This window comes from Streptomyces sp. NPDC041205 (genome assembly GCF_055591765.1).
Map to the genome: position 1 here is coordinate 459,498 of NZ_JBVIZH010000001.1, position 24,885 is coordinate 484,382.

Below are 24,885 nucleotides of genomic sequence, written 5' to 3' on the forward strand. Positions count from 1 at the left end.
CACCCCACTAGCTGTGCGGGGCCCGCTCCCGTTTCAGGAGCCGGCCCCGGGCCTGTCCACGAGTTCCACCTGGTCCACCGCGTTGCACCACCGGCAGCGGACCGACTCGATGGTCTCACTGACGACCTCGCGTTCTTCGACCTTCGGCGCTCCGGCCAGGTCGAGGTGCACATATTCGACGACCTTCGAGGAGCGGGTCACGTCGAAGCGCGTGAGGTTGCCGCAGAGGGCGCAGCGCCATCGGGTGGTTTCGGTCGGCAGGGGAACCGTCATCGTGACGTTCGCTTTCCTTCGGGAACCGTGGTGCGTATTGCCCGTAACCCTAAGGCCTGCGTAAGGGGCTCCGTACGCACATGGGTGGGCGAGGCGATCTGCGGAGATCACTGCCGTTACGTCATGCTCTGTCCATGATCACTGCGTGGGTCCCGGCCGCCGGCCGGATGGTCGGGCGACGGGCGGCTCCGGTGACGTACGCGCTGATCGTCGCGTGCTGTCTGATCTTCCTGATCTCCCCGGGCTCCGGTCTCAATCCCTCCTACGGCACCGGCGACGAGCTGATCGCCGCGCAGCGGGCCTACTTCGAGCGCTGGGGGGTGGTACCCGTCGAACTCCTCAGCGGGAAACCGCGGGCCGCGCTCACCGCCGTGACGGCGCTGTTCGTGCACGGCAGCTGGCTGCATCTGCTCGGCAACATGCTCTTTCTGTACGTGTTCGGGGTGATGGTCGAGGAACGCATGGGCCACCTCCAGTACACGCTCTTCTACCTCGGCTGCGGGGCCCTCGCCCTGCTCGCCTACGCGATCGCGCACGCGGACTCCGGCCAGACCCTGGTGGGCGCCTCGGGGGCGATCTCCGCCGCGCTCGGCGCCTTTCTGTATCTCTTCCCGAAGGCGCGGGTCACCAGCCTCTTCCCGTTCCTGTTCTTCCTGCCGCTGCGGTTTCCCGCATGGGTGGTGCTGCCGTTCTGGGTGGCGTTGCAGTGGGCGGCTGCGGGGCAGGAGCGGCAGGGGCCCGGGGTGGCGTATCTGGCGCACCTGGTGGGCTTTTCCTTGGGGTTTGTCTACGCCTGGGGGCGACGTCGGGGGCCAAGTAGAGTGAAAGCCTCTGGAACGGCCACCGAGGGAGACAGTCAGCCGTGATCACCGCGATCGTGCTCATCAAGACCAGCGTGGACCGGATCCCCGAGATCGCCGAGTCGATCGCCGCCCTCGACTGCGTCAGCGAGGTCTTCTCCGTCACCGGTACGTACGACCTGATCGCCATGGTCCGGGTGGCCCGCCACGACGATCTCGCGGACGTCATCCCCGGCAAGATCAGCAAGATCCCCGGCGTGGAGGGCACGGACACGCACGTGGCGTTCCGCACGTACTCGCAGCACGACCTGGAAGCGGCGTTCGCGATCGGCCTGGACTCCTAGCCCGGTCCGGTCCGGGCGCCGGGGACGCGTGCCCGGCCGCCCCCGGATGAGGGATTCTTCATCTGCGGCTCATGCTGATGACGCGGTACGCCACGCACCATCGCCGCCATGGTCTTCTCCCATCGCATCGCGGCCCTGGCGGCCGTCGTGGCGATTCCGCTGGGCATCGCCGTGACGAGCTACGCCCTCACCGACAGCCCTTCCTCGCCCAAGGTGCCCCCCAAGGTCGAACTGGACAGCGGCTCCCCGTCCACCGCGCCGACGAAGCCCCCGCCCACCCCCAGCGACCAGGTGGTCTCGCCGCCCCCGGTCGGCGAGAACTCCACGGACGGCAGGGGCGACCAGGGCGACCAGGACGATCAGGGCGACGATGACGACGACGGCAGCACCGGACCCCACTCCCCCGGACCGACCGGCAAGTCCAGCTCCTCCGGGGACGACGACGCGGACGACGGACCCGGCGACGACTGACCCGGGGACGGGCGGCCCGGGGACCAGCGGCTCAGGAACCAGCGCCCCAGGGACGACCGACCCGGCGGCGACGGCCGAGCCGCCCGGCGCCGCGCACCGCCGCGTCTCCGCGCGCGTCCGCATCCTGCTCTGGCTGCTCCTGGTGATGGCGGTCGCGCTCGCCGCGGTGGCCGCGACCACCCGCTCGATCCTGCTGCGCGACGTCGACCACCGCGTCGACCGGCTGCTCACCCAGGAGACCGGCGAGTTCACCAACTTCGTGGACCGGGGCGTCGACCCGGTCACCGGCGAGCGCTTCACCGACCCGCGCCGCCTGCTCAAGGTCTTCCTCGAGCGGCAGTACGCGGATCCCGACGAGGAGCTGATCGGTCTCGTACGCCGCGAGGGCGCGGGCCCGGCCCAGTTCACCCAGCCCCGGGAGCTCTCGGTGCGCCACCCCCTGCACAGCGACCCGGCCGCCCGGCGTGCGATCTTCGCGGCGGACGGCTCCACCGGCACCCTGGACCGCCGCTCCGGCGAACTGCGCTGGGCGAAGGTCGAGGTGGCCCGGCACGGCGACGAGCCGGAGGCGGCGTTCGTCGTCGCCTTCCACCCGGCCGCCGAACAGGCCAAGGCGGACGACGTGTTCCGCATCCTCCTTGCCATCTCCGGCGTCGCCCTCGTCCTGACCACGGGCATCGCGTGGGCCGTCGCCGGGCGCATCCTCAAACCCGTACGCCTGGTGCGCACCGCCGCCGCCCAGCTCACCGAGCAGGATCTGACCCGGCGCATCCCCGTGCGCGGCAAGGACGACATCGCCGCGCTCGCCGACACGTTCAACGGCATGCTGGACCGCCTGGAGCGGGCGTTCGCCGCGCAGCGCGAGTTCGTCGACGACGCCGGGCACGAGCTGCGCACCCCCATCACCATCGTCCGCGGCCACCTGGAGCTGATGGGCGACGACCCGGCGGAGCGCGAGGAGACGGTCCGGCTGGTCACCGACGAGCTGGACCGGATGAGCCGCATCGTCGAGGACCTGCTGCTCCTCGCCAAGGCCGAGCGCCCCGACTTCATCAGGCCGGAGCCGGTGCAGCTCGCCGAGCTGACCGCCGACGTCTTCGTGAAGGCCCGCGCCCTCGGCGAGCGCCGCTGGGAACTGTCCGAGACCGCCGACCGCGAGGCCCGGCTCGACCCGCAGCGCATCACCCAGGCGATGGTCCAGCTCGCCCAGAACGCCGTGCAGCACACCGTGCCCGGCGGGCCGATCCGCGTCGGCTCGCGCCTGGTGTCCGGGCGGATCGAGCTGTACGTCGCCGACAGCGGCCCCGGCGTCCAGGCGCAGGACGCCGAGGTCATCTTCGAACGCTTCCGGCGCGGCACGTCCCGGCGCGGGGCCAGGACCAGCGGCGCGGGGCTCGGGCTCTCGATCGTCCGCGCGATCGCCCGCGGCCACCGCGGCGAGGTCCGGCTGCGCCCCACCGACGGCGGCGGCGCCACCTTCGTACTCGTACTGGAGGACCAGACATGAGCCGTGCGGCGACCACGAGGGGCCGGACGTGAGCCGGGTGCTGATCGTGGAGGACGAGGAGCGCATCGCCTCCTTCGTCGACAAGGGGCTGCGGGCCAACGGCTTCACGACGACGATCGTGGGCGACGGCGACGCGGCGTACGACTACGCCGTCACCGGCGGCTTCGACCTGATCCTCCTGGACATCGGCCTGCCGGGCCGGGACGGGTTCACCGTGCTCCGCGAGCTGCGCGAGGCGCGGGTGTCGGCGCCGGTGATCGTACTGACGGCGCGCGACTCCGTGCGGGACACGGTCGCCGGGCTCGAAGGCGGCGCCGACGACTGGATGACGAAGCCGTTCCGGTTCGAGGAGCTGCTCGCGCGGGTGCGCCTCCGGCTGCGCACGGCGGCCCGGGCGCCCGAGGTGACCGTGCTCCGCAGCGGAGAGGTGACGCTCGACCTGCGCACGCGCAGGGCCCGTTCGGGCGAGCGCACGGTGGACCTGACGGCGCGCGAGTTCGTGCTCCTGGAGCTGTTCCTGCGCCATCCCGGGCAGGTGCTCTCCCGGGAGCAGATCCTGTCCCACGTGTGGGGCTACGACTTCGACCCGGGGTCGAACATCGTGGACGTGTACGTACGGGCGCTGCGCAAGAAGCTGGGGGCGGAGCGGGTGGAGACGGTGCGGGGCATGGGGTACCGGCTGCCCGGGTGAGTGCCGGGGCCCGGGTGCGGGGCCGCCGGTGAAGTTCCTTTCATCTTCGGCTCATTGGGGGCTCACGGCGCGCCTGGACGCTGAATGCCGTGACCCCGACCCCGCGGCAAACGATCCTGCTCTGCCTGGCACTGAGCCTGTGCGCACTCCTCGTCGTCCCCGGCAACTTCCCCGGCCTGAGCGGTGACGCCCGCCTCACCCTCGCCGTCTTCGCCCTGGCCACCTGCGCCTGGATCGGCACGCCGATCGACGACACGTACATCGCGCTCGGCGCGGGCCTCGCCCTCACCGCCACCGGCGTGATCAGCAGCGACACCCTCTTCGGGACCCTCGGCGACGAGACGGTGTGGCTGCTGATCTGCGCGTTCGTGCTCGCCGCCGCCGTGGCGCGCAGCGGGCTCGCGGGGCGGGCGGCGGCGTTCCTGGTCAGCGGGGCCCGCAGCGTACGGCAGTTGACGCATCTGACGACCGCCGCGCTCGTCGTCACGGCCTTCGCGGTTCCCGCCACCTCCGGCCGGGCCGCGCTCGCGCTACCCGTCTTCCTCGCGCTCGCCAAGGTCCTCGCCGACCGCAAGCGGCTCGTCGTGATGCTGGCGCTGCTGTTCCCCACCGTGATCCTGCTGTCCGCCGTCGCGACCCTGATCGGCGCGGGCGCGCACCTGATCACCGTGTCGGTGCTGTGGGAGGCCACCGGCGAACGCGTCGGCTTCACCCAGTGGTTGCTGCTCGGCCTGCCGCTCGCCATAGCGTCCTCGCACCTCGCGGCCGAGGCCGTGCTGTGGACGACGACCCGCCGCGCCGACCGCGCGGGCCCGATCCACATCACCGCCGAGCAGATCCAGGAGCACAGCGAACACCCCGTCACCGGCCCCTGGGAGCCCGCCGAGACGCGCTGCGCCCTGCTCCTCGCCACCGTCGTCGCCCTGTGGTGCAGCGAGCCCCTGCACCAAGTGCCGCCCGCCGTGGTCGCGTTGATCGGCGCGGTCGTCGCGTCCTCGCCCGCGCTCGGCACCGTACGCCTGAAGGACGCGCTGAAGACCGTGCCGTGGGCGCTGCTGCTCTTCATGGCGGCGACGATGGCGATGGGCGTGGCGCTCGCCGACTCGGGCGCGGCGAAGTGGCTGGTGTCGGGGCTGCCCGTCGACCTGCCGCCCGGCCTGTTCCTGGCCGCCGTCATCGCGATCAGCACGGCGGCGCACCTGGTCCTCCAGTCCCGCTCGGCCCGCTCGTCGGTCCTGGTGCCGCTGGTGGTCGCGGCCGCCGTGGGCGCGGGCGTGAACCCGGTCGCGGCCGCGCTCGCGTCCACGGCGGCCGCCGGTTTCTGCCACACGCTGCCCGCGTCCGCGAAGCCGGTGACGCTCTTCGCCGAGATACCCGGCACGCCCACCTACACCCCGCGCGACCTGCTGCGCCTGTCCGCCGTCCTGGCGCCCCTGACGGCCGCGCTCGTCCTGCTGTTCGCCCTCGCGGTGTGGCCGCTGCTCGGCGTGCCCGTCGTCCGCTGAGCCCAGCCGGGCCACCCGGCCACCCGGGCCTCGCAGGCCTCACAGACCTCGCGGGCCATTGGGATCCCGCCCCTCCCCCTCCGCCGCTCGCTCACCACTCAAGGAGTACGTCCATGCCCCTCACCCGTTTCGCCGTCGCGCCCAGCGGCTTCAAGGAGTCCCTGTCCGCCCAGTCCGTGGCGGAGGCCATCGCCGCCGGGGTCAGGCGCGTCGTGCCGGACGCCGAGGTCGACCTGATCCCGCTGGTCGACGGCGGCGAGGGCACCGCACAGGCGCTGGCCGCGGCGGCCGGGGGCCGGCTCGTGGCGCTGCCCGCGACGGGCCCCGTGGGCGAGCGCATCGGCACCCACTTCGCGCTCCTCGACTCCGGCACCGCCGTCGTGGAGATGGCCGCGGCGGCGGGCCTCAGCCTGGTCCCGCGGGACCTGCGCGACCCGGGCGCCACCACCACGTACGGCGTGGGCGAGCTGATCCGCGCCGCCCTCGACACGGGCGCCCGCCGCGTCCTGGTGGGCTGCGGCGACTCGGGCACGTCGGACGGGGGCGCGGGCGCGCTGCAGGCCCTCGGCGCCCGGCTCCTGGACGAGGACGGCTGGGAACTGCCGTACGGCGGGCGCGAGCTGATGCGGCTGCACCACATCGACACCACCGGCCTCGACCCGCGCCTCGCGGACACCGAGCTGCTCGTCGCCTGCAACCCGCACAACGTCCTGTGCGGCGAGCGCGGCGTGGCCCGCGTCTTCGGCCCGCAGAAGGGCGCGACCCCCGCCCAGGTCGAGCAGCTCGCGGCGGGCCTCGAACACTGGGCGTACGTCCTGACCCGCGACCTGAACGTCACCACCGACCTCTGCAACGGCGTCGGGACCGGCGCGTCCGGCGGCCTCGGCGCCGGGCTCGCCGCGCTCGGCGCCCGGCTCCTGCCCCGCTTCGACGTGCTCCTGGACCATCTGGACCTGGACGCCCGGCTCGCCCGCGCCGATCTGGTCGTCACCGCCGAGGGCGCCCTGGACCACCAGACGCCGCGCGGCAAGGTCCCGGCCGAGGTGGCCCGGCGCGCCAAGCGGTTCGGGCGCCCTGTCCTGGTGCTCGCGGGCACCATCGGGGACGGGGCGCACGCGGTCCGGGACCTTGGCGTGGACGCCTACAGCGCGATCCTGCCCGCCCCGGTGTCACTCCCGGAGGCGCTGAGCCGGGGCGGCGAGTTCCTGACGGACGCGACGGAGCGCGCCCTGCGCATGATCGTCCTGGGGTCCCGGCTGCGCCGTCAGGCAGCGGCGGCGTCCGCGGGACCGGCGACGGCACTGTGCGCCGCACCGGCCGCCACCGCGCCCGTCTCCGCCACGCCGGTGTCCGGCACGCACCGCCCGTCCTCCGTGCGGTAGTTCCAGCGCGCCCCGTCGGTCACCAGCTCGCGGACGGCGCGCACGAAGCGCTCCACGTGCTCGTCGGGGGTGCCCGCGCCGAAGCTCACCCGGATCGCGTTCAGGGACCGCTCGCCGGGCGCGGCCTCCGGGGCGCCGCACTCGCCGGGCTCGTCGGGGGCGCCGCCGAGCAGGGTGCGCACGAGCGGGTGGGCGCAGAAGAGGCCGTCGCGCACCCCGATGCCGTACTCCGCGGACAGGGCGGCGGCGAAGTGCGAGCTGTTCCAGCCGTCCACGACGAAGGAGATGACGCCCACGCGCGGCGCGTCGTCCCCGAACAGGGAGAGCACCCGCACCTGCGGCACCGCAGCGAGCCCTTCGGTGACCCTCGCGATCAGGTGCCGCTCCCGCTCCACGAGCGCGTCGAACCCGGCCTCGTCCAGGGCCTTGCAGGCGGAGGCGATGGAGTAGGCGCCGATGACGTTGGGCGAACCGGCCTCGTGCCGGGCGGCCGTGTCGTGCCACTCGACGTCCACTCCCCCGTCGGTGCGCCGCGCGACCTTCCGCGAGGCTCCGCCACCGGCGAGGTACGGCTCGGCGCCCTGCAGCCAGTCGGCCCGCCCCGCGAGCACACCGGAGCCGAAGGGCGCGTACAGCTTGTGCCCGGAGAAGGCGATCCAGTCGACGTCCAACTCCCGTACGTCCACGGGGTGGTGGGGCGCGAGCTGGGCGGCGTCGAGGACGATGCGGGCGCCGTGCGCGTGCGCGGCGGCGGCCAGCTCGCGCACCGGCCACAGCTCGCCGGTGACGTTCGACGCGCCGGTGACGCACACCAGGGCGGGGCCATGGAGGCCGCGGTCGGCGAGGGCGCGCTCCAGGGTGTGGACGGCCTCGTCGTGGGTGCGCGGGGCGTCGAGGTAGGTGACGCGGGCGTCGCGCCAGGGCAGCAGCGAGGCGTGGTGCTCGGTCTCGAATACGAAGACCTGGCAGTCGGCGGGCAGGGCGGCGGCGAGCAGGTTCAGCGAGTCGGTGGTCGACCGCGTGAACACCACCTGGTCGCCCTCGCGGCAGCCCAGGAACTCGGCGACGGTCTTCCGCGCGTTCTCGAACAGGTCGGTCGACAGCTGCGACAGGTATCCGGCGCCGCGGTGCACGCTCCCGTAGTACGGCGCGTATGCGGCCACGTCGTCCCAGACCCGCTGCAGGGCCGGGGCGCTGGCGGCGTAGTCGAGCGCGGCGTAGGTCACCTCGCCGCCGGTGACGAGGGGGACGGTGACATCGCGGCCGAGGACCGGCAGCGGTGCGGCACAGCAGGGGTCGGCGGAGTCGGTGGTGGTGGCGGACTCGGTGGCGACGGCGTGCGGGCGTGCGGACATGGCGGTATCTCCCGGCAGGACAGGGCGGAATGGCTGTGAAGGACCCGCACGACGGCCGGACGGCCACTTCGCGTACGGGGGGTGCCTCGACGCACGGCCGCACACGGGCCGGACGGAGGATTCTCAGAACGGGGCCGAAGCCCTAGCGCATTCGCTGAACCACGAGACTGCTCCCTCGACGACCAGGACCCCTGGTGACGCGAGGGGTCCGCGCTTGCGGCGGACCTTGCTGTCCACCGCCTGGTCTTCACCCGGGGCACCCCGCCACGGACGGAGGGTTGCCGGACAGCGGGCCGGGGCCTAGTCGCTGTCGCTCATGACCTGCGCAGCATCTTGCCACACGATCTTGGACGCGCAACACCGCAGTCCAGAATCCGGACTGCGGTGTGCGCCACACCTCGGGGGGCTCAGCGGTTGCTGGCCGCCACCCACCGCGCGAGCGCGGCCTTCGCCGCCCCGGAGTCGATGGCCTCGGCCGCCTTGGCCATCCCCGCCCGCACCTGCTCCGTGAGCGACCCGTCGCCCGGCTCCAGGGCGACCAGCGCCGCGGCCGAGTTCAGGAGCACCGCGTCCCGCACGGGCCCCGTCTCGCCGTCCAGGAGCCGCCGCGCGACCTCCGCGTTGTACGAGGCGTCGGCGCCCCGCAGCGCCTCGACCGGGACCAGGTCGATGCCGACGTCCCGGGGGTCGAAGGGCTCCTCGCGGACGCCCCCGTCCCGGACCACCCACACCCGCGACGTGGCCGTGGTCGTCAGCTCGTCGAGCCCGTCGTCACCGCGGAAGACGAGCGCCGACGAGCCGCGCTCGGCGAGGACACCGGCGAGGATCGGCGCCATCCGGGCGTCGGCGACACCGGTGGCCTGGGCCCGCACCTTGGCCGGGTTGGTGAGCGGGCCGAGGAAGTTGAAGGTGGTCCTGATGCCCAGTTCGCGCCGGGCGGGCGCCACGTGCCGCAGCGCGGGGTGGAACTTCACCGCGAAGCAGAAGGTGATCCCGGCCTCCTCGGCGACCTCACGCACCCGTCTGGGGGTGAGCTCCAGGTTCACACCGAGCTTCTCCAGGACGTCGGAGGCGCCGCTCGCGGAGGACGCCGCGCGGTTGCCGTGCTTGACGACCTTCGCGCCGGTCCCGGCGACGACGATCGCCGACATGGTGGAGATGTTCACGGTCTTGGCGCCGTCGCCGCCGGTGCCGACGATGTCGACGCTCGGCCCCGGCACCTCGATGACGTGGGCGTGCGCGTACATCGTCCGGACCAGACCGGAGATCTCCTCGACGGTCTCGCCCTTGGCGCGCAGCGCCACCGCGAAGCCCGCGATCTGCGCGTCCGTGGCCTCGCCGCTCATGATGCGGTCCATGGCCCAGGCCGTGTCGTCCGCGCTCTGGTCGCGCCCGTCGAGCAGCCCGTTCAGTACGTCGGGCCAGGAACGGGCCGCCGCGGTGTCGCCTCCTGCGGGGGTCACAGCGCTCATGGCCGCTCCTGGGTTCGTAGACGAAGACATCCCAAGCTCTTGGGGTGGGTCCACCCTATCCAGCCCCCAGCACGGCAAAGAGCCCCGTCCATGCACTGGACGGGGCTCCTGCCGTGGCGACCTTCGGGTCAGCGCCTGGAAGCGCTCAGGTGATCAGTGGTGGCCGTGGCCGCTCGTGATCTCCTTGTACTCCTCGGCGGTGGGCTTCGGGATCTGGCTCTCCTCGCCGTACATGCCCTTGGAGAGCTTCGCCCGCAGCTTCTGCGCGCCCGTCACCTTGCGCTCGACGCCGTTCTCGTCGACCGTCGGGCCGATCTCGAGCGGCGCGTACTGCTCGTGCGCGGTGAGGGTGTGCAGCTGCTCCTTGTCGAGCGGCTCGTGCACCTCGATGAACTCACCGTGCGGCAGGCGCTTGATGATGCCGGACTCGCGTCCGTGCAGCACCTTGTCCTTGTCGCGCCGCTGCAGGCCCAGGCAGATCCGCTTGGTGACGATGAAGGCGATGACCGGTCCGACGAAGAAGAAGATCCGGACGAACCAGGTGATCGCGTTCAGCGACAGGTGGAAGTGCGTGGCCCACAGGTCGTTGCCACCACCGACCAGCATGATCATGTAGGCGGTGATCCAGGCGACGCCGAAGCCCGTGCGGGTCGGGGCGTTGCGCGGGCGGTCCAGGATGTGGTGCTCGCGCTTGTCCCCGGTGATCCAGGACTCGATGAACGGGTAGACCGCGAGCGCCACCAGGACCAGCGGGAAGATCGCCAGCGGGATCATCACGCCCAGGACCAGCGTGTGGCCCCAGATGTTGATCTCCCAGCCGGGCATCACTCGGATCAGACCCTCGGCGAAGCCCATGTACCAGTCGGGCTGGGCGCCGGTGGACACCTGGTCCGGCCGGTAGGGGCCGAGGGCCCAGATCGGGTTGATCGAGGCGATCGCCGCGATGGCCGCGATGATGCCGAAGACCAGGAAGAAGAAGCCTCCGGCCTTGGCCATGTAGACCGGGAGCAGCGGCATGCCGACGACGTTCTTGTTGGTCTTGCCCGGGCCCGCGAACTGCGTGTGCTTGTGGTAGAAGACCAGGATCAGGTGCGCCACCACGAGGCCGAGCATGATGCCCGGCAGCAGCAGGATGTGGACCGAGTAGAACCGGGCCACGAAGTCGCCGCCGGGGAACTCGCCGCCGAACAGGAACATCGACAGATACGTGCCGACGATCGGCACCGACAGGATCGCGCCCTGCATGAAGCGCACACCGGTGCCGGAGAGCAGGTCGTCCGGGAGCGAGTAACCGGTGAAGCCGGTGAACATGCCGAGGACGAACAGCAGGAAGCCGAACAGCCAGTTGACCTCACGCGGCTTGCGGAACGCACCCGTGAAGAACACGCGCATCATGTGCACGAACATGCCGGCGAGGAAGATCAGCGCCGCCCAGTGGTGGATCTGCCGGATCAGCAGACCACCGCGCACGTCGAAGGAGATGTGCATGGTCGAGTTGAACGCCTCGGACATCAGCTGGCCCTGCAGGGGCACGTAGCTGCCGTGGTACTCCACCTCGTTCATCGACGGGTGGAAGAACAGCGTCAGATACACACCCGTGAGGATGATGATGATGAAGCTGTAGAGGCAGATCTCACCGAGCATGAAGGACCAGTGGTCCGGGAAGATCTTGCGCATGTTGGCCTTGGCCAGGGAGTAGATCCCGAGGCGGCCGTCGGCCCAGTCCGCGACCCGCTCACCGGCGGGTGCTTTCTTGCGCGAGTCGGCCGCCGGGGCGGCCGTCGCCGTGGTGTTCTCGGTGCTCATCCGCGCTCCCAGAAGGCAGGGCCGACGGGCTCTTCGAAGTCGCCGTGCGCCTCGAGGTAGCCCTCCTCGTTCACGCCGATCTTCAGCTGCGGCAGGGCGTGACCGGCGGGGCCGAAGATGACTCGGGCGCCGTCGGAGAGGTCGAAGGTGGACTGGTGGCACGGGCAGAGGACGTGGTGCGTCTGCTGCTCGTACAGGGAGATCGGGCAGCCCACGTGGGTGCAGATCTTGGAGTACGCGACGACGCCCTCGTGCGACCACTCCAGCTCGCGCTTGTCCTTGATGTTGTCCGGCTGGATCCGGACGATCATCAGGGCCGCCTTGGCGATCTGGGTCTGGAAGTCGTGGTCGTGCTCCTCCAGGCCCTCGGGCTTGGCGAAGGTGAGCGAGCCGACCTGGACGTCCGAGGGGCGCAGCGGCTCGTTCGTGTTCATGTTCACGAGCAGCTTGCCCTTGGACCACAGGGTGTGCCGCAGCTTGTCCTCCGGCAGCGGACCGAGGTCACGCAGCAGGACGACACCCGAGAGCGGGACCATGGCGAGCGCGCCGAACATGGTGTTGCGGATCAGCTTGCGCCGGCCGAGCTGGGACTCCTTCGCGCCCTCCGCGAAGTCGGCCATGACCTTGGCCTTGACCTCGGGCTCGGCCTCGATGGGGTGCCGGTCGTCGGCGACCTCCACGTCGGACATCAGGGTGCGGGCCCAGTGGACCGCGCCCGCGCCGATGCAGAAGAGCGCCACACCGAGGGTCATGCCCAGGGCGAAGTTGAGCGCGCTGATGTGGCCGATGGGCCAGATGAACACGCTCTTGTCGACCGGGAAGGCCACGAACGAGGCGATGAAGCCGACCGTGGCCAGCATCGAGATGGTGAACAGGAGCGCGACCGTGCGCTCGGAGCGCCGGGCGGCCTGCTCGTCGATGTCCTGGACGCGGTGCTCGTGGGGCGGCAGCCCCGGGTCCGCGAACGGGTCGGCGTCGTCGGCCACGGCTACTGCGCCGTGGGCGGCTGATTCCTGCTCGCTGGGCAGGTTCTCTTCTGGATTCTCTTGGCTACTCATGACTTCTTGGCCTTTGCGGTCCGGGCGGCGACCCACACGGCGACCGCGATCAGTGCGCCGAGGCCGAAGATCCAGGCGAACAGGCCTTCACTGACCGGTCCGAGACCGCCCAGCTTGAGACCGCCGGGGCTCTCGGTCTTCTCACCGTTGACCGCGTCGAGGTACGCGATGATGTCCTTCTTGTTCTTCTCCGGCATCGTCGTGTCGGGGAAGGACGGCATGTTCTGCGGGCCCGTCTGCATGGCCTCGTAGATGTGCTTGGGGCTGACGCCCTCCAGGCTCGGGGCGTACTTGCCGTGCGTCAACGCGCCGCCTTCACCAGTGAAGTTGTGGCACTGGGCGCAGTTGGTACGGAACAGTTCGCCGCCCTTGGCGATGTCGGCGCCCTCAGGGCTGACCTGCTTCTCGGTGGGGATGTTGGGTCCCGCGCCGAGCGAGGCGATGTACGCAGCGAGCTGGTCGATCTCGGCCTGCTTGTAGATGACCTTCTTCTTGGGCGCCTGGGCACCCTGCTGCTGGAGCGGCATCCGGCCGGTGCCGACCTGGAAGTCGACAGCGGCGGCGCCCACGCCCACCAGGCTCGGACCGTCGGAGGTGCCCTGACCGCCGGTTCCGTGGCAGCTGGAGCAGCCCACGGCATAGAGCTTCTTGCCCTCGTCGATGGCGAGGGACTGAGCGGTTTCGTCGGCCTGCGCCTTGTCCGCCGGCGCGAACGCGGCGTACAGCCCCCCGGTGGCCGCCAGCGCGAGGAGTAGGACGACGACCGCCGCCAGCGGATGGCGTCGTCGTGCGGAGAGCTTTTTCACGGATTACCCCGGTGTCAGGATCTTCTGCGTCGATGCTTCTGGAATGTGTCGGTACGTCGGGTGCGTCAGCGCGGCCGAGGGCCGCCGCGGTCCCCGCTACCGTCTACTTGATCATGTAGATCGTGGCGAAGAGGCCGATCCAGACGACATCGACGAAGTGCCAGTAGTAGGACACGACGATGGCGGCGGTCGCCTGCTCGTGGGTGAACCTCCTGGCCGCGTAGGTGCGGCCGAGGACCAGCAGGAAGGCGATCAGGCCGCCTGTCACATGCAGTCCGTGGAAGCCGGTGGTCAGGTAGAACACCGAGCCGTACGGGTCGGACGAGAGCGAGAGGCCCTCGTGCTTGACCAGCTCCGTGTACTCGAAGACCTGACCGCCGATGAAGATCGCACCCATGATGAAGGTGACGATGAACCACATCCGGAGCTTCTTCACATCACCGCGCTCGGCGGCGAAAACGCCGAGCTGGCAGGTGAGGGAGGAGAGCACCAGGATCGTGGTGTTCGTCGCCGAGAACGGGAAGTTCAGGCTCGACGCCATTTCCTTCCAGTGATCGGGACCCGTAACCGATCGCAGGGTGAAGTACATCGCGAAGAGGGCCGCGAAGAACATCAGCTCGGAACTCAGCCAGATGATGGTTCCGACGCTGGTGAGGTTCGGTCGATTGACCGGCGGGTGCGCGTGCCCGGTATCTACTGTCGTTGCTGTCGCCACGACCGACATTATGTCGGTCGCTTATCCCGCCCTCACCCCGGGGGGTGCCGTTCGGAGTGTCTGTGGGGTGTGTCCTGCCCGGATGGCCCATCGGAGCGGCCTCCGAAGCGCTGTTGACGGGGTGTCGGGAGGAGTAGCATCCGCGCGAGATGCCCTCGACCAAGCGGAGGAACCATGCAGCCGACCGCCACGGTGCTGGTCTACAGCGACAACGCGAACACCCGTGAGCAGGTCCGCCTGGCCACCGGACGCCGGCCGGCCAGCGATGTCCCAGAAGTCCGCTTCATCGAGTGCGCGACGCTGCCCGCGGTCCTCGCCGAGCTCGAACGGGGCGGGATCGACGTGTGCGTCCTGGACGGCGAGGCCGTTCCCGCGGGCGGCATGGGTGTGTGCAGGCAGATCAAGGACGAGATCTTCCAGGCCCCACCGGTGCTGCTGCTCATCGGGCGCCCGCAGGACGCCTGGCTGGCCACCTGGAGCCGCGCGGAGGCCGCGGTGACCCTTCCGGTCGACCCGGTGGAGTTCGCGGCCTCACTGGCCGCCCTGCTGCGTGACAGGACGGCACTGAGCGCCTGACGGGGCCCTGCTGGACCGGCGGGGCTCAACCGGACCGGCGGGACCCGGCCGGACCGGCGGGACTCAGACCGACTGGGGGCGCAGTCTCGCCACGTCCGCGGGCTTGGAGCCCTCCTTGGCGCCGCCGAGGAGGGCACTGCCCTCGACCCACTTCTTCCAGCTCACGTTCCAGTCGCCGAATCCGTTCCCGAACGGGTCCATGTCGGCGCCGTAACTGTTGACGACCTTCACGATGTCACCCTGACGGACGGTCTCGTAGAACCACGCGGCGTTGCCGGTGCTCATGCCGGTGCAGCCGTGGCTGGTGTTCGCGTAGCCCTGGGAGCCCACCGACCAGGGGGCGGCGTGCACGTACTCGCCGCTGTCGGTGACCCTCGTCGCGTAGTAGACCATCTTGTCGTAGAAGTCCGATGCGCCGATGCTGGCGCTGGTCATGCGGACCGCGTACTCCTTGCCCAGGACCACCTTGATGCCGTTGCGGGTGGCGTAGCCGGGCTTGCCGGTGGTGACCGGCATGGAGTTGATCTCCTCGCCGTTGCGGTAGACGGTCATCCAGTGCGAGCCCGCGTCCGTCACGGCCACGATCTTGTCGCCGGTGGTGAACCGCAGGGGCTTGGTCCCGGCGCCCCAGAGCTTGTCGGTGACCTTGATGCCCTCGAGGTTGCTGTGGACGTCGACGGTGGCGTCGGTGGGCCAGTAGTCCTTGGGGCGGTAGTGCAGCGTCCGGCTGTCCACCCAGGTCCAGGCGCCCTCCGTGGCGGGCTGCGAGCGGACCTTCAGGGCGCGTTCGACGACGGCCCTGGCCTCCTTGCCCTTGACCTTGGCGCTGAGCTTTGCCGTGACCGGCTGGCCGACGCCGTACTTGCCCGCCTCGGGGCCGAAGGTGACCTTCAGCTGCTTCTTCTCGGCGGCCTCGTCCGTGGTGAAGTTCAGGACCTTGCGGCCCGGTGAGCCCTCGTCGTCCTCGGTGCTGACCCGCACCGTGTAGTCCGCGCCCGCCGCGAGGGGCGCCGTGCTGTGCCACCGGGAGCCGTCGGCGGTCAGCTCGCCCGCCACGTACCGGCCCGTGGCGTCGGTGGCCGTCACGTCGGTGATGCGGCCCTCGTCGCCCTCCGCGGTGATTTCGAGCGGCTTCTCGGGGTCCGCCTTCTGGCTGCCCGCGGGGCCGTTGAACGCGATCTGGCTCGCCGCGTCGTACGGCTTGGCCGAGAGCGGATGGCCGTCGCTGCCGCAGGCCGTGGCCCCCGCACCGAGGGCGACCACCAGCATCGTGCAGCTCAGTACCGTGCGGATTCGCGGTGAGTGTCTCATGCGCACACGCTATGAAGGTTCGTCAGGACCGGCGCGCCGAGTGACCCGTACGAGTTCCCCCGAAAGGCCGAGTGGGCGAACGGCCGAGGGGCCCGGACGCTCCTGACGGAGTGTCCGGGCCCCTCGGGACCGCTGGTGCGGGAGAGCTACTGGTTCTGGTTCTCGCCGCGGTAGTACTCGAAGACCCAGCCCCACAGTCCGATGAGGAGCAGCGGAGCGGAGAAGTACAGCAGCCACCAGCCGAAGACGACGCCCATGAAGGCGAGCGCGCCACCGATGGCCAGGGAGAGCGGCTGCCAGCTGTGCGGGCTGAAGAAGCCCACCTCGCCGGCCTCGTCCGCGACGTCGGCCTCGGTGTTGTCCTGTGCGGAGGCGTCGACACGCCGGGCCGTGAAGGCCAGGTAGTAGCCGATCATGATGCACAGGCCGAAGGCCAGGAAGAGCGCGGTGGTACCGGCGGGCTCCTTCGACCACCAGCCATAGACGATCGCCATGGCCAGTACGAAGACGCTCAGCCAGATGAACATCTTGCCCTGGATCTTCACTTGCCGGCCTCCTTGTTGCCAGCGAGCGCCTTCTCGCCGTGACCGGCGTTCTCGAGCTGGTCGAGTGCGGCGATCTCCGGGTGGTGCAGGTCGAACGCCGGGGATTCGCTACGGATGCGCGGCAGCGTGAGGAAGTTGTGCCGCGGCGGCGGGCAGGACGTCGCCCACTCCAGCGAGCGGCCGTAGCCCCACGGGTCGTCGACCTCGATCTTCTTGCCGTACTTGGCCGTCTTCCAGATGTTGTAGAAGAACGGCAGGATCGACAGGCCGAGCAGGAACGAGGCGATCGTCGAGATCGTGTTCAGGGCGGTGAAGCCGTCCGCGTCCAGGTAGTCCGCGTACCGGCGCGGCATGCCCTCGGCGCCCAGCCAGTGCTGGACGAGGAACGTGCCGTGGAAGCCGATGAACAGCGTCCAGAACGTGATCTTGCCGAGCCGCTCGTCCAGCATCTTGCCCGTGAACTTCGGCCACCAGAAGTGGAATCCGGCGAACATCGCGAACACCACGGTGCCGAAGACGACGTAGTGGAAGTGCGCGACGACGAAGTACGAGTCCGACACGTGGAAGTCCATCGGCGGCGAGGCCAGGATGACGCCCGTCAGACCACCGAAGGTGAAGGTGATCAGGAAGCCGATCGCCCAGAGCATCGGGGTCTCGAAGGACAGGGACCCCTTCCACATCGTTCCGATCCAGTTGAAGAACTTCACGCCTGTTGGCACGGCGATCAGGAACGTCATGAAGGAGAAGAACGGTAGGAGTACGCCGCCTGTGACGTACATGTGGTGCGCCCACACCGTCACCGAAAGGCCGGCGATGGCGATGGTCGCGCCGATGAGACCCATGTAGCCGAACATCGGCTTGCGGGAGAAGACCGGGATGACTTCGGAAATGATTCCGAAGAATGGCAGGGCGATGATGTACACCTCTGGATGGCCGAAGAACCAGAAGAGGTGTTGCCATAGCAAGGCCCCGCCATTGGCCGCGTCGAAGATATGGGCACCGAATTTACGGTCCGCCTCCAGGGCGAACAGCGCGGCGGCCAGGACCGGGAAGGCGAGCAGCACCAGCACGGCGGTCAGCAGCACGTTCCACACGAAGATCGGCATGCGGAACATCGTCATGCCGGGGGCGCGCATGCAGATGATGGTGGTGATGAAGTTGACCGAGCCGAGGATCGTGCCGAAGCCGGAGAAGGCCAGACCCATGATCCACATGTCGGCGCCGATGCCGGGCGACCGGACCGCGTCCGAGAGCGGCGAGTAGGCGAACCAGCCGAAGTCCGCGGCGCCGTTCGGGGTGAGGAAGCCGCCGACGGCGATCAGCGAGCCGAACAGGTACAGCCAGTAGGCGAACATGTTCAGGCGCGGGAACGCGACGTCGGGCGCGCCGATCTGGAGCGGCATGATCCAGTTCGCGAAGCCCGCGAACAGCGGCGTCGCGAACATCAGCAGCATGATCGTGCCGTGCATCGTGAACGCCTGGTTGAACTGCTCGTTCGACATGATCTGCGTGCCGGGGCGGGCCAGCTCGGCGCGCATGAAGAGCGCCATGACGCCGCCGATGCAGAAGAACGCGAACGACGTGACCAGATAGAGCGTGCCGATCGTCTTGTGGTCAGTGGTGGTCAGCCACTTGATGACGACGTTTCCCGGCTGCTTGCGCCTGACCGGCAGCTCGTCCTCGTACGAGTCGGCTGCTGCCGCGGCACCCTGGGGTTCGTTGAGGATGCTCACAGGTTGTTCGTCTCCCGGTTCTTCTCGTGGCCCGTCTGCTCGATGCCGGCCGGGATGTAACCGGTCTGGTTCTTCTTCGCGAGGTCCTCGAGGTGCTTCTGGTAGCGCTCGGGAGAGACGACCTTGACGTTGAAGAGCATCCGGGAGTGGTCGACGCCGCAGAGCTCGGCGCACTTGCCCATGAAGGTGCCCTCCTTGTTCGGAGTGACCTCGAAGGCGTTGGTGTGACCCGGGATGACGTCCTGCTTCATCAGGAACGGAACCACCCAGAAGGAGTGGATGACGTCACGCGAAGTCAGTACGAAGCGGACCTTCTCGCCCTTGGGGAGCCAGAGGGTCGGGCCGGGGTTGCCGTTCTGCGGGTTCCGCTCGCCGGGCGTACCGACCTGGTAGACGCCGCCGGCGTTGGCCGGGAAGTCCTTGCGGAACCGGTCCGGAATGGCGTCCAGTTCCTTGGCGGTCCTGGCGTTGTCCTTGTTGGAGCCCTTCACGTTCTCGATGTAGTTGAAGCCCCAGCTCCACTGGAAGCCGACCACGTTGATGGTGTGGGCGGGCTTGTCGTCGAGCTTGAGGAGCTTGGACTCATCGCGTGCCGTGAAGTAGAAGAGCACCGAGACGATGATGAGCGGGACCACCGTGTACAGCGCCTCGATGGGCATGTTGTAACGCGTCTGCGGAGGGACCTCCACCTTGGTGCGGCTGCGCCGGTGGAAGATGATGCTCCACACGATCAGGCCCCAGACCAGCACGCCCGTGGCGAGCGCAGCCGCCCACGAGCCCTGCCAGAGGGAGAGGATCCGCGGAGCCTCCTCCGTGACCGGGGTCGGCATACCAAGGCGGGGAAAGTCCTTGTATGTGCAACCGGTGGCGGTTACCAGGACCAGGCCCGCAGTCAATGCCTGCAGCAGCTTCCGCCGCATCGGGCGCCGCGGCGAGCGGTCGGAGCCGTTGGGACTCACGTAGCGCCTTCCCGAGAGTCTCGCCCGCGCTGTTGGCTGCGGCCTTCTCGGTGGTCGGTCGCCGCCCTGCGTCGGGCAGGGGTTTGGATGTTTATGCGGACCAAACCCTACTGGACGCTATTTGGGGTCGCGCGGGGAGGGTGCCTAACGCGCCGCAGGTCACTCTGAAGAGGTGGGATGCCCCTCCGTCGGCCGGTATCTGACGGAGGGTTGGGGCGCCTTTTGACTCGGGTCCACCGGGGGCGCGGCGGCCGCGGGTCCGCTGTGGCCGGTCGCGCAGTTCCCCGCGCCCCTACGGGGCACGCCCCCTGCGGAGCGGATTCCTCGGGCCACGTCTTAGCGTTGCCGTGTGTCCTACTTCGACGTTGCCTCCGCCGCTCCTCTTCATCCCGTTGCCCGGCAGGCGCTGATGGCCTCTCTCGACGAGGGGTGGGCCGATCCGGCGCGGCTGTACCGGGAGGGGCGGCGGGCCCGGATGTTGCTTGACGCCGCGCGGGAGGCGGCCGCTGAGGCGGTGGGGTGCCGGACGGACGAGTTGGTGTTCACGCCTTCGGGAACGCGGGCGCTGTACGACGGCATCGCGGGTGCCCTCGCCGGGCGGCGGCGGGTGGGGCGGCATCTGGCGGTGTCCGCCGTCGAACATTCGGCCGTACTCCATTCGGCCGCGGCGCACGAGCAGGCGGGCGGGGCGGTGACCGAGGTCGGCGTGGACCGGGCGGGCGCGGTCACGGCGGCGGCGTACGCGGACGCCCTGCGCGAGGACACGGCGCTTGCGTGTCTGCAGTCCGCCAACCACGAGGTCGGCACCGAGCAGCCGGTGGCCGAGGTCGCCGACGTCTGCCGGGCCGCCGGGGTGCCGCTGCTCGTGGACGCGGCGCAGTCGCTGCCGTGGGGCGCGGTGGACGGCGACTGGTCGCTGCTCGCCGCCAGTGCGCACAAGTGGGGCGGGCCCGCCGGGGTCGGGCTGCTCGTGGTGCGCAAGGGGGTGCGGTTCGCACCGCGGGGGCCGGTGGACGAGCGGGAGTCGGGGCGCTCCCCCGGCTTCGAGAACATTCCGGCGATCGTGGCGGCCGCGGCGGCGCTGCGGGCCGTGCGGGCCGAGGCGGTGGCGGAGGCGGCGCGGCTGCGGGAGCTGACGGAGCGGATCCGGGCGCGGGTGCCGGCACTGGTGCCGGATGTGGAGGTCGTCGGCGATCCGGTGCGACGCCTTCCGCACCTCGTCACCTTCTCCTGTCTCTATGTCGACGGGGAGGCGCTGCTGCACGAGCTGGACCGGGCGGGCTTCTCGGTGTCGTCCGGCTCGTCCTGTACGAGCAGCACGCTGACGCCGAGCCATGTGCTCACGGCGATGGGTGTGGTGAGCGAGGGCAATGTGAGGGTGTCGCTGCCGCCGGGCACCGAGGCCGCCGAGGTCGAGCGCTTCCTCGAGGTGCTGCCCGGCGCCGTGGCCGGGGTGCGCGAGAAGCTGGGCGCGCCGGTCGGGGAGACCGCCGTGGGCACGCTGGACGAGCTGACCGTCGACGCCCTGGGCGAGCGCTGCCCGCTGCCCGTGATCGAGCTGGCGAAGGCGCTGCCCCGGGTCCGGGTCGGCGGCACGGTCACCGTCCTGTCGGACGACGAGGTCGCGGCCGTGGACATCCCGGCGTGGTGCTGGACGCGGCGGCAGGAGTACGTGGGGGCACGGGAGCGGCCTGACGGGGCGGCCGGGGTGGCGTACGAGGTGCGGCGGCTGGTGTAGCCGGGGCGGCGGGCCACGGGAGGCGGCCCGTGAGGGGTCGCGGTGCGGCCGGGTGCGGGGCTGGTCGGCGCCCGCACCCGGCGGCACGGTTACGGCAGGTGGGCCTTGACCTCGGCGGCGGCCTCGTCGCCGTACTGCTTGGTGAAGCGCTCCATGAACTGGACGCGGTGCAACTCGTACTCCTGGGTGCCGGTGGTCTCGATCACCAGGGTGGCGAGCATGCAGCCGACCTGGGCGGCGCGCTCGTGCGAGACGCCCCAGGCCAGGCCGGAGAGGAACCCGGCGCGGAAGGCGTCGCCGACACCCGTCGGGTCGGCCTTGGCCTTCTCCTCGGGCACGCCGACCTCGATCGGGTCCTCGCCGACGGCCTCGATGCGCACGCCGTTCGCGCCGAGGGTGGTCACGCGGTGGCCGACCTTGGCCAGGATCTCGGCGTCGGTCCAGCCGGTCTTGGACTCGATGAGCCCCTTCTCGTACTCGTTGGAGAAGAGGTACGTCGCGCCCTCGAGGAGGGTGCGGATGTCGTCGCCGCTCATGCGGGCGATCTGCTGGGAGAAGTCCGCGGCGAACGGGATCTCGCGGGTGCGGCACTCCTCCGTGTGGCGGAGCATGGCCTCCGGGTCGTCGGCGCCGATCAGGACCAGGTCGAGGCCGCCGACGCGGTCGGCGACCGTCTTCAGCTCGATGAGGCGGGCCTCGCTCATCGCCCCGGTGTAGAAGGAGCCGATCTGGTTGTGGTCGGCGTCCGTGGTGCACACGAAGCGGGCGGTGTGCAGGGTCTCGGAGATGCGGACCGAGGCGGTGTCCACCCCGTGCCGGTCGAGCCAGGCGCGGTACTCGTCGAAGTCGGCGCCGGCGGCGCCGACGATGACGGGGCCGGTGCCGAGCTGGCCCATGCCGAAGCAGATGTTCGCGGCGACGCCGCCGCGGCGGACGTCTAGGGCATCGACCAGGAAGGAGAGGGAGACCGTGTGCAGCTGATCGGCGACCAGCTGATCGGCGAAACGGCCGGGGAAGGTCATGAGGTGGTCGGTGGCGATGGAGCCGGTGACTGCGATTCGCACGGCTGAGAGCTCCTGCGGCGAGGCGAGGGGTTGACGGTTAACGCTATCCGGTCAACCACCCATCATTGAACTGGCCAAAAATACCCAATAGTAGGTCTTTCTTCTTCGCCGTAGCGGTGCATACGGTTCCGGTATGGCCGTCATCCCGAAGCACAGCGTCCCGCAGCACACCGCCGAAGTCGTGGAGGTGTCGCGCGCCGAGACCCTGGAAACGCTGCGCGGCGACTGCGCCCGCATGGCCCCGCACTGGGTGGTGCCCGCCGTGGCGGCCGCGCCCGTGCCGCCGTCGCTGATCCACGGGGTCACGGTCCCGGCCGCGTCCGCCCGCGTCATCGACCGCATGTCGGAGTACGGCAACTGAGACCGGAGCAAGGGCCCTGACGCCGCCCGCGCCGCCCGGCGCGCACTGAGGGAACCGTGCGCTCCCCCGCCGCGTCCCACCGCTGTCCCCTTCAGAGGGGATGCGATGTACGCCGAAACCCCATGGGTGGGGTTTCGGCGACCAGGGACGGCTGGGCGTTCTAAGGAGCGATGCGGTGAGCAGCGAGCAGACGCAGGACGGACAACGGCGGCGGTCACCGCTGATGGTCGCCTCGGTCGCGGCCGCGGTGCTGCTCGCGGGCGGCGGCGGGGCGTATCTGGCGACGGTGTCGTCCGACTCCGACGGGGGCCGCGACTCGGCGACGGGTGACGGTGGCGCGCCGCCTCCGCTCACCCTCGACGCGTACACGGGCGACCGCGACGGCCGGAGCAGCCAGGGCCCCGACGGCGGCACCGAAGGGATCGCGCCGGGCGAGCCCGACCCGAGCGGCGCGACGTACAAGGCCGTGGGCGAGCTGCCCGACGGGCCGGACTCGGCGGCCGTGCACCGGGTGCGCGGGGATGTTCCCCGGGACCGGGTGGAGCGGCTCGCGAAGGCCCTCGGCGTCTCGGGCACCCCGGTCACCCGTGACAGTGCCTGGTGGATCGGCCCGTCGAACGACGGCGCGGGCCCCTCGCTGCGGGTGAGCAAGGCGGCGCCGGGCACCTGGACGTACACGCGGCACGCGGCCCCGGGCGGCGACAACTGCCTGAAGGGCAAGCGGTGTCCGGGCACGGGCCCCGGCCCGGATTCGAGCACGGGCACCGGGACCCCCGACCGCCGTCCGGCCGACGACTCCGGCGGCGCCGTCAGCGAGGCCGCCGCGAAGAAGGCGGCCGCCCCCGTCCTGAAGGCCGTCGGCCTGGACGACGCGAAGCTCGACGCGCGCCAGCTCATGGGGGCGGTGCGGGTGGTGAACGCCGACCCCGAGGTGGGCGGCCTGCCGACGTACGGCTGGTCGACGGGTGTCCAGGTCGGGGCCGACGGCCAAGTGGTCGGCGGCAGCGGTCACTTGACCGAGCCGGAGAAGGGCGCGACGTACCCGGTCGTGGGCGCGGACAAGGCCCTCGACCTGTTGAACAAGTCCGGCAGGGGCGACGGGCGCGGGGGCATCGGCGGCTGCGCGCGGCCGGTGCCGCACGCGGACGGCGGCGATACGCGGCAGGGGCGGGGCGCGGACGGCGGCGACGCGCCGCAGGGCCAGGGCGCCGACGGTGTGGCGCCGGGCGAACCCGCCCCCGGCAAGGACGCTCCGTGCCCGCCCTCCCCCAAGCCGCCGACGCCGCGGCCGATCGCGGTCGAGGACGCCGAGTTCGGGCTCGCGGCGCAGTTCGTGGACGGGCGCACCGCGCTCGTGCCGTCGTGGCTGTTCGAGGTGAAGCCCGCGGGCGCGCCGGACGCCTACACGGTGACGCACCCCGCGGTGGACCCGAAGTACCTGCGGGCGCCGGGTGAGTCCGGCACCGTCGGTCCCTCGCAGGGGCCGACCGTCCGGCCCGGCGACCCGGACACCCGCACCGAGGACGTGAAGGTCGACAGCTACAGCGCGGCGGGCCGGACCCTGACCCTGCACTTCACGGACGGGGTGTGCAGCACGTTCGCGGCCTCGGCGCGGGAGCGCGGCGGGCAGGTCGAGGTGAAGGTCACCTCGACCACGAAGAAGGGCACGGTGTGCGTCGCCATGGCGCAGGCCTACGTCCTGTCGGTGAAGCTGGACGCGCCGCTCGGCGACCGGAAGGTCGTGGCCGAGGGCGGCACGGCGGTGCCGCGCGACGACGGCACGCACACCGGGACTCCGGCACCCCGGAAGTAGCGCCCGCGCCGGGCACGACGAAGGCGGCGGCTCCCCCTGAGGGGAACCGCCGCCTTCGTACCGCTCTGCCTGGTCGCCGCCCGCGCGGGGCGGGCGCGGACCGGCTTAGCTGAACGAGTCGCCGCAGGCGCAGGAGCCGGTGGCGTTCGGGTTGTCGATCGTGAAGCCCTGCTTCTCGATGGTGTCGACGAAGTCGATGGAGGCGCCGCCCAGGTACGGAGCGCTCATGCGGTCGGTGACGACCTTCACGCTGCCGAACTCCTTGACGACGTCGCCGTCGAGCGAGCGCTCGTCGAAGAAGAGCTGGTACCGCAGGCCCGAGCAGCCACCGGGCTGAACGGCCACGCGCAGCGCCAGGTCGTCCCGGCCTTCCTGGTCAAGGAGGGCCTTGACCTTCTCCGCGGCGGCGTCGGACAGGAGGATGCCGTCGCTCACGGTGGTGGTCTCGTCCGATACGGACATCTGCTTCTCTCCCGGGTTGTACGGAGACTGCTTGCCGACGGTTGCAACCGGCGGAGCCGCGTGTTCATTCCCATGCTCGCACACGGGCACCCACGGGGGATGCGTCACATCGACACTATGGCCATCGTCAAACTGACG

General features: G+C 70.8%; 24 protein-coding genes and 1 riboswitch. Of the genes, 11 read left to right on the forward strand and 13 right to left on the reverse strand.

Annotation, left to right across the window (positions count from 1 at the left end):
• Positions 1-33: 33 nt before the first annotated feature.
• A complete protein-coding gene (locus ACZ6BG_RS02075; RefSeq protein WP_030360887.1) occupies positions 34-273 on the reverse strand; it encodes a hypothetical protein in 240 nt (79 codons plus the stop codon).
• Between the two features lie 134 nt (positions 274-407).
• Between ACZ6BG_RS02075 and ACZ6BG_RS02080 the strand changes: the two genes are divergently transcribed.
• The 7 genes from ACZ6BG_RS02080 (at position 408) to ACZ6BG_RS02110 (ending at position 6,973) form a co-directional block, all read left to right on the forward strand.
• A complete protein-coding gene (locus tag ACZ6BG_RS02080) occupies positions 408-1,139 on the forward strand; it encodes a rhomboid family intramembrane serine protease (protein ID WP_468995586.1) in 732 nt (243 codons plus the stop codon).
• Complete coding sequence (locus ACZ6BG_RS02085) at positions 1,136-1,417, forward strand: Lrp/AsnC family transcriptional regulator (RefSeq protein ID WP_164325752.1); 282 nt, start codon at positions 1,136-1,138, stop codon at positions 1,415-1,417. The genes ACZ6BG_RS02080 and ACZ6BG_RS02085 overlap by 4 nt, the downstream gene beginning before the upstream one ends.
• 108 nt (positions 1,418-1,525) lie before the next feature.
• Positions 1,526-1,888, forward strand: a complete 363-nt coding sequence (locus ACZ6BG_RS02090; RefSeq protein WP_468995593.1) for a small secreted hydrophilic protein — start codon at positions 1,526-1,528, stop codon at positions 1,886-1,888.
• Between the two features lie 145 nt (positions 1,889-2,033).
• Positions 2,034-3,395: a sensor histidine kinase gene (locus tag ACZ6BG_RS02095; protein ID WP_468997846.1), complete on the forward strand. Its 1,362-nt coding sequence runs from the start codon at positions 2,034-2,036 to the stop codon at positions 3,393-3,395.
• Between the two features lie 28 nt (positions 3,396-3,423).
• Positions 3,424-4,086, forward strand: coding sequence for a response regulator transcription factor (locus tag ACZ6BG_RS02100; protein ID WP_468995597.1), 663 nt, complete (start codon positions 3,424-3,426; stop codon positions 4,084-4,086).
• Positions 4,087-4,175: 89 nt separating this feature from the next.
• Positions 4,176-5,591, forward strand: a complete 1,416-nt coding sequence (locus ACZ6BG_RS02105; RefSeq protein ID WP_468995603.1) for an SLC13 family permease — start codon at positions 4,176-4,178, stop codon at positions 5,589-5,591.
• A 113-nt stretch (positions 5,592-5,704) separates the two neighbouring features.
• Positions 5,705-6,973 (forward strand): glycerate kinase family protein, encoded by a 1,269-nt coding sequence (locus ACZ6BG_RS02110; RefSeq protein ID WP_468995606.1) that lies wholly within the window; start codon positions 5,705-5,707, stop codon positions 6,971-6,973.
• On the opposite strand, the gene ACZ6BG_RS02115 is transcribed toward ACZ6BG_RS02110, so the two are convergent.
• From ACZ6BG_RS02115 to ctaE, 6 genes are all read right to left on the reverse strand, one after another.
• Positions 6,856-8,328 carry an aminotransferase class V-fold PLP-dependent enzyme gene (locus tag ACZ6BG_RS02115; RefSeq protein WP_468995611.1) on the reverse strand — a complete coding sequence of 491 codons (1,473 nt, stop codon included), beginning with the start codon at positions 8,326-8,328 and terminating at the stop codon, positions 6,856-6,858. The genes ACZ6BG_RS02110 and ACZ6BG_RS02115 overlap by 118 nt on opposite strands.
• Before the next feature lie 205 nt (positions 8,329-8,533).
• Positions 8,534-8,650, reverse strand: a riboswitch (SAM riboswitch).
• Between the two features lie 85 nt (positions 8,651-8,735).
• Positions 8,736-9,800 (reverse strand): anthranilate phosphoribosyltransferase, encoded by a 1,065-nt coding sequence (gene trpD, locus ACZ6BG_RS02120; protein WP_468995616.1) that lies wholly within the window; start codon positions 9,798-9,800, stop codon positions 8,736-8,738.
• 153 nt (positions 9,801-9,953) lie between these two features.
• Complete coding sequence (gene qcrB / locus ACZ6BG_RS02125; RefSeq protein WP_468995619.1) at positions 9,954-11,606, reverse strand: cytochrome bc1 complex cytochrome b subunit; 1,653 nt, start codon at positions 11,604-11,606, stop codon at positions 9,954-9,956.
• Positions 11,603-12,664, reverse strand: coding sequence for a cytochrome bc1 complex Rieske iron-sulfur subunit (gene qcrA / locus ACZ6BG_RS02130; RefSeq protein WP_468449180.1), 1,062 nt, complete (start codon positions 12,662-12,664; stop codon positions 11,603-11,605). Before qcrA ends, qcrB begins: the two co-directional genes overlap by 4 nt.
• Positions 12,661-13,470, reverse strand: coding sequence for a cytochrome bc1 complex diheme cytochrome c subunit (gene qcrC, locus ACZ6BG_RS02135; RefSeq protein ID WP_468995630.1), 810 nt, complete (start codon positions 13,468-13,470; stop codon positions 12,661-12,663). The genes qcrA and qcrC overlap by 4 nt, the downstream gene beginning before the upstream one ends.
• A 103-nt stretch (positions 13,471-13,573) precedes the next feature.
• Entirely contained in the window at positions 13,574-14,194 is a 621-nt protein-coding gene (gene ctaE, locus ACZ6BG_RS02140; protein WP_030360900.1) for an aa3-type cytochrome oxidase subunit III, read from the reverse strand.
• Positions 14,195-14,359: 165 nt separating this feature from the next.
• Here ctaE and ACZ6BG_RS02145 point away from each other — a divergent pair, with 165 nt between their 5' ends.
• Complete coding sequence (locus ACZ6BG_RS02145; protein WP_385712522.1) at positions 14,360-14,761, forward strand: DNA-binding transcriptional response regulator; 402 nt, start codon at positions 14,360-14,362, stop codon at positions 14,759-14,761.
• A gap of 63 nt (positions 14,762-14,824) precedes the next feature.
• Here the strand turns inward: ACZ6BG_RS02145 and ACZ6BG_RS02150 are convergent, their stop codons facing one another.
• From ACZ6BG_RS02150 to ctaC, 4 genes are all read right to left on the reverse strand, one after another.
• The gene (locus ACZ6BG_RS02150; protein WP_468995636.1) at positions 14,825-16,072 is read right to left on the reverse strand and encodes a L,D-transpeptidase; all 1,248 of its coding nucleotides are present in this window, start codon (positions 16,070-16,072) and stop codon (positions 14,825-14,827) included.
• Positions 16,073-16,218: 146 nt separating this feature from the next.
• Positions 16,219-16,617, reverse strand: coding sequence for a cytochrome c oxidase subunit 4 (locus ACZ6BG_RS02155; protein WP_468995642.1), 399 nt, complete (start codon positions 16,615-16,617; stop codon positions 16,219-16,221).
• Positions 16,614-18,350, reverse strand: a complete 1,737-nt coding sequence (ctaD, locus tag ACZ6BG_RS02160; protein ID WP_468449188.1) for an aa3-type cytochrome oxidase subunit I — start codon at positions 18,348-18,350, stop codon at positions 16,614-16,616. Before ctaD ends, ACZ6BG_RS02155 begins: the two co-directional genes overlap by 4 nt.
• Positions 18,347-19,309 carry an aa3-type cytochrome oxidase subunit II gene (gene ctaC / locus ACZ6BG_RS02165; protein WP_030360905.1) on the reverse strand — a complete coding sequence of 321 codons (963 nt, stop codon included), beginning with the start codon at positions 19,307-19,309 and terminating at the stop codon, positions 18,347-18,349. Before ctaC ends, ctaD begins: the two co-directional genes overlap by 4 nt.
• A gap of 349 nt (positions 19,310-19,658) precedes the next feature.
• Between ctaC and ACZ6BG_RS02170 the strand changes: the two genes are divergently transcribed.
• Entirely contained in the window at positions 19,659-21,047 is a 1,389-nt protein-coding gene (locus ACZ6BG_RS02170) for an aminotransferase class V-fold PLP-dependent enzyme (RefSeq protein ID WP_468995650.1), read from the forward strand.
• Positions 21,048-21,136: 89 nt separating this feature from the next.
• Here ACZ6BG_RS02170 and ACZ6BG_RS02175 read toward each other — a convergent pair whose 3' ends face one another.
• Positions 21,137-22,111: a carbohydrate kinase family protein gene (locus ACZ6BG_RS02175; RefSeq protein ID WP_468995658.1), complete on the reverse strand. Its 975-nt coding sequence runs from the start codon at positions 22,109-22,111 to the stop codon at positions 21,137-21,139.
• Positions 22,112-22,244: 133 nt separating this feature from the next.
• On the opposite strand from ACZ6BG_RS02175, the gene ACZ6BG_RS02180 reads away from it, so the two are divergent.
• Together ACZ6BG_RS02180 and ACZ6BG_RS02185 are read left to right on the forward strand one after the other, a co-directional pair.
• Positions 22,245-22,472 (forward strand): hypothetical protein, encoded by a 228-nt coding sequence (locus ACZ6BG_RS02180; RefSeq protein WP_468995665.1) that lies wholly within the window; start codon positions 22,245-22,247, stop codon positions 22,470-22,472.
• Positions 22,473-22,695: 223 nt separating this feature from the next.
• A complete protein-coding gene (locus ACZ6BG_RS02185; RefSeq protein ID WP_468997848.1) occupies positions 22,696-24,285 on the forward strand; it encodes a hypothetical protein in 1,590 nt (529 codons plus the stop codon).
• 105 nt (positions 24,286-24,390) lie between these two features.
• Here ACZ6BG_RS02185 and ACZ6BG_RS02190 read toward each other — a convergent pair whose 3' ends face one another.
• Complete coding sequence (locus ACZ6BG_RS02190) at positions 24,391-24,747, reverse strand: HesB/IscA family protein (RefSeq protein ID WP_030360910.1); 357 nt, start codon at positions 24,745-24,747, stop codon at positions 24,391-24,393.
• Positions 24,748-24,885 lie beyond the last annotated feature (138 nt).

Bases quoted from the DNA above. Each gene is read 5' to 3' on its own strand.
- qcrA (WP_468449180.1), bottom strand. From the start codon at position 12,664: ATGAGTAGCCAAGAGAATCCAGAAGAGAACCTGCCCAGCGAGCAGGAA.
- ACZ6BG_RS02095 (WP_468997846.1), top strand. From the start codon at position 2,034: ATGGCGGTCGCGCTCGCCGCGGTGGCCGCGACCACCCGCTCGATCCTG.
- qcrB (WP_468995619.1), bottom strand. From the start codon at position 11,606: ATGAGCACCGAGAACACCACGGCGACGGCCGCCCCGGCGGCCGACTCG.
- ACZ6BG_RS02110 (WP_468995606.1), top strand. From the start codon at position 5,705: ATGCCCCTCACCCGTTTCGCCGTCGCGCCCAGCGGCTTCAAGGAGTCC.
- ACZ6BG_RS02075 (WP_030360887.1), bottom strand. From the start codon at position 273: ATGACGGTTCCCCTGCCGACCGAAACCACCCGATGGCGCTGCGCCCTC.
- ACZ6BG_RS02115 (WP_468995611.1), bottom strand. From the start codon at position 8,328: ATGTCCGCACGCCCGCACGCCGTCGCCACCGAGTCCGCCACCACCACC.
- ACZ6BG_RS02150 (WP_468995636.1), bottom strand. From the start codon at position 16,072: ATGAGACACTCACCGCGAATCCGCACGGTACTGAGCTGCACGATGCTG.
- ACZ6BG_RS02090 (WP_468995593.1), top strand. From the start codon at position 1,526: ATGGTCTTCTCCCATCGCATCGCGGCCCTGGCGGCCGTCGTGGCGATT.
- ACZ6BG_RS02080 (WP_468995586.1), top strand. From the start codon at position 408: ATGATCACTGCGTGGGTCCCGGCCGCCGGCCGGATGGTCGGGCGACGG.
- ACZ6BG_RS02185 (WP_468997848.1), top strand. From the start codon at position 22,696: ATGGTCGCCTCGGTCGCGGCCGCGGTGCTGCTCGCGGGCGGCGGCGGG.
- ACZ6BG_RS02180 (WP_468995665.1), top strand. From the start codon at position 22,245: ATGGCCGTCATCCCGAAGCACAGCGTCCCGCAGCACACCGCCGAAGTC.
- trpD (WP_468995616.1), bottom strand. From the start codon at position 9,800: ATGAGCGCTGTGACCCCCGCAGGAGGCGACACCGCGGCGGCCCGTTCC.
- ctaE (WP_030360900.1), bottom strand. From the start codon at position 14,194: ATGTCGGTCGTGGCGACAGCAACGACAGTAGATACCGGGCACGCGCAC.
- ACZ6BG_RS02190 (WP_030360910.1), bottom strand. From the start codon at position 24,747: ATGTCCGTATCGGACGAGACCACCACCGTGAGCGACGGCATCCTCCTG.
- ACZ6BG_RS02145 (WP_385712522.1), top strand. From the start codon at position 14,360: ATGCAGCCGACCGCCACGGTGCTGGTCTACAGCGACAACGCGAACACC.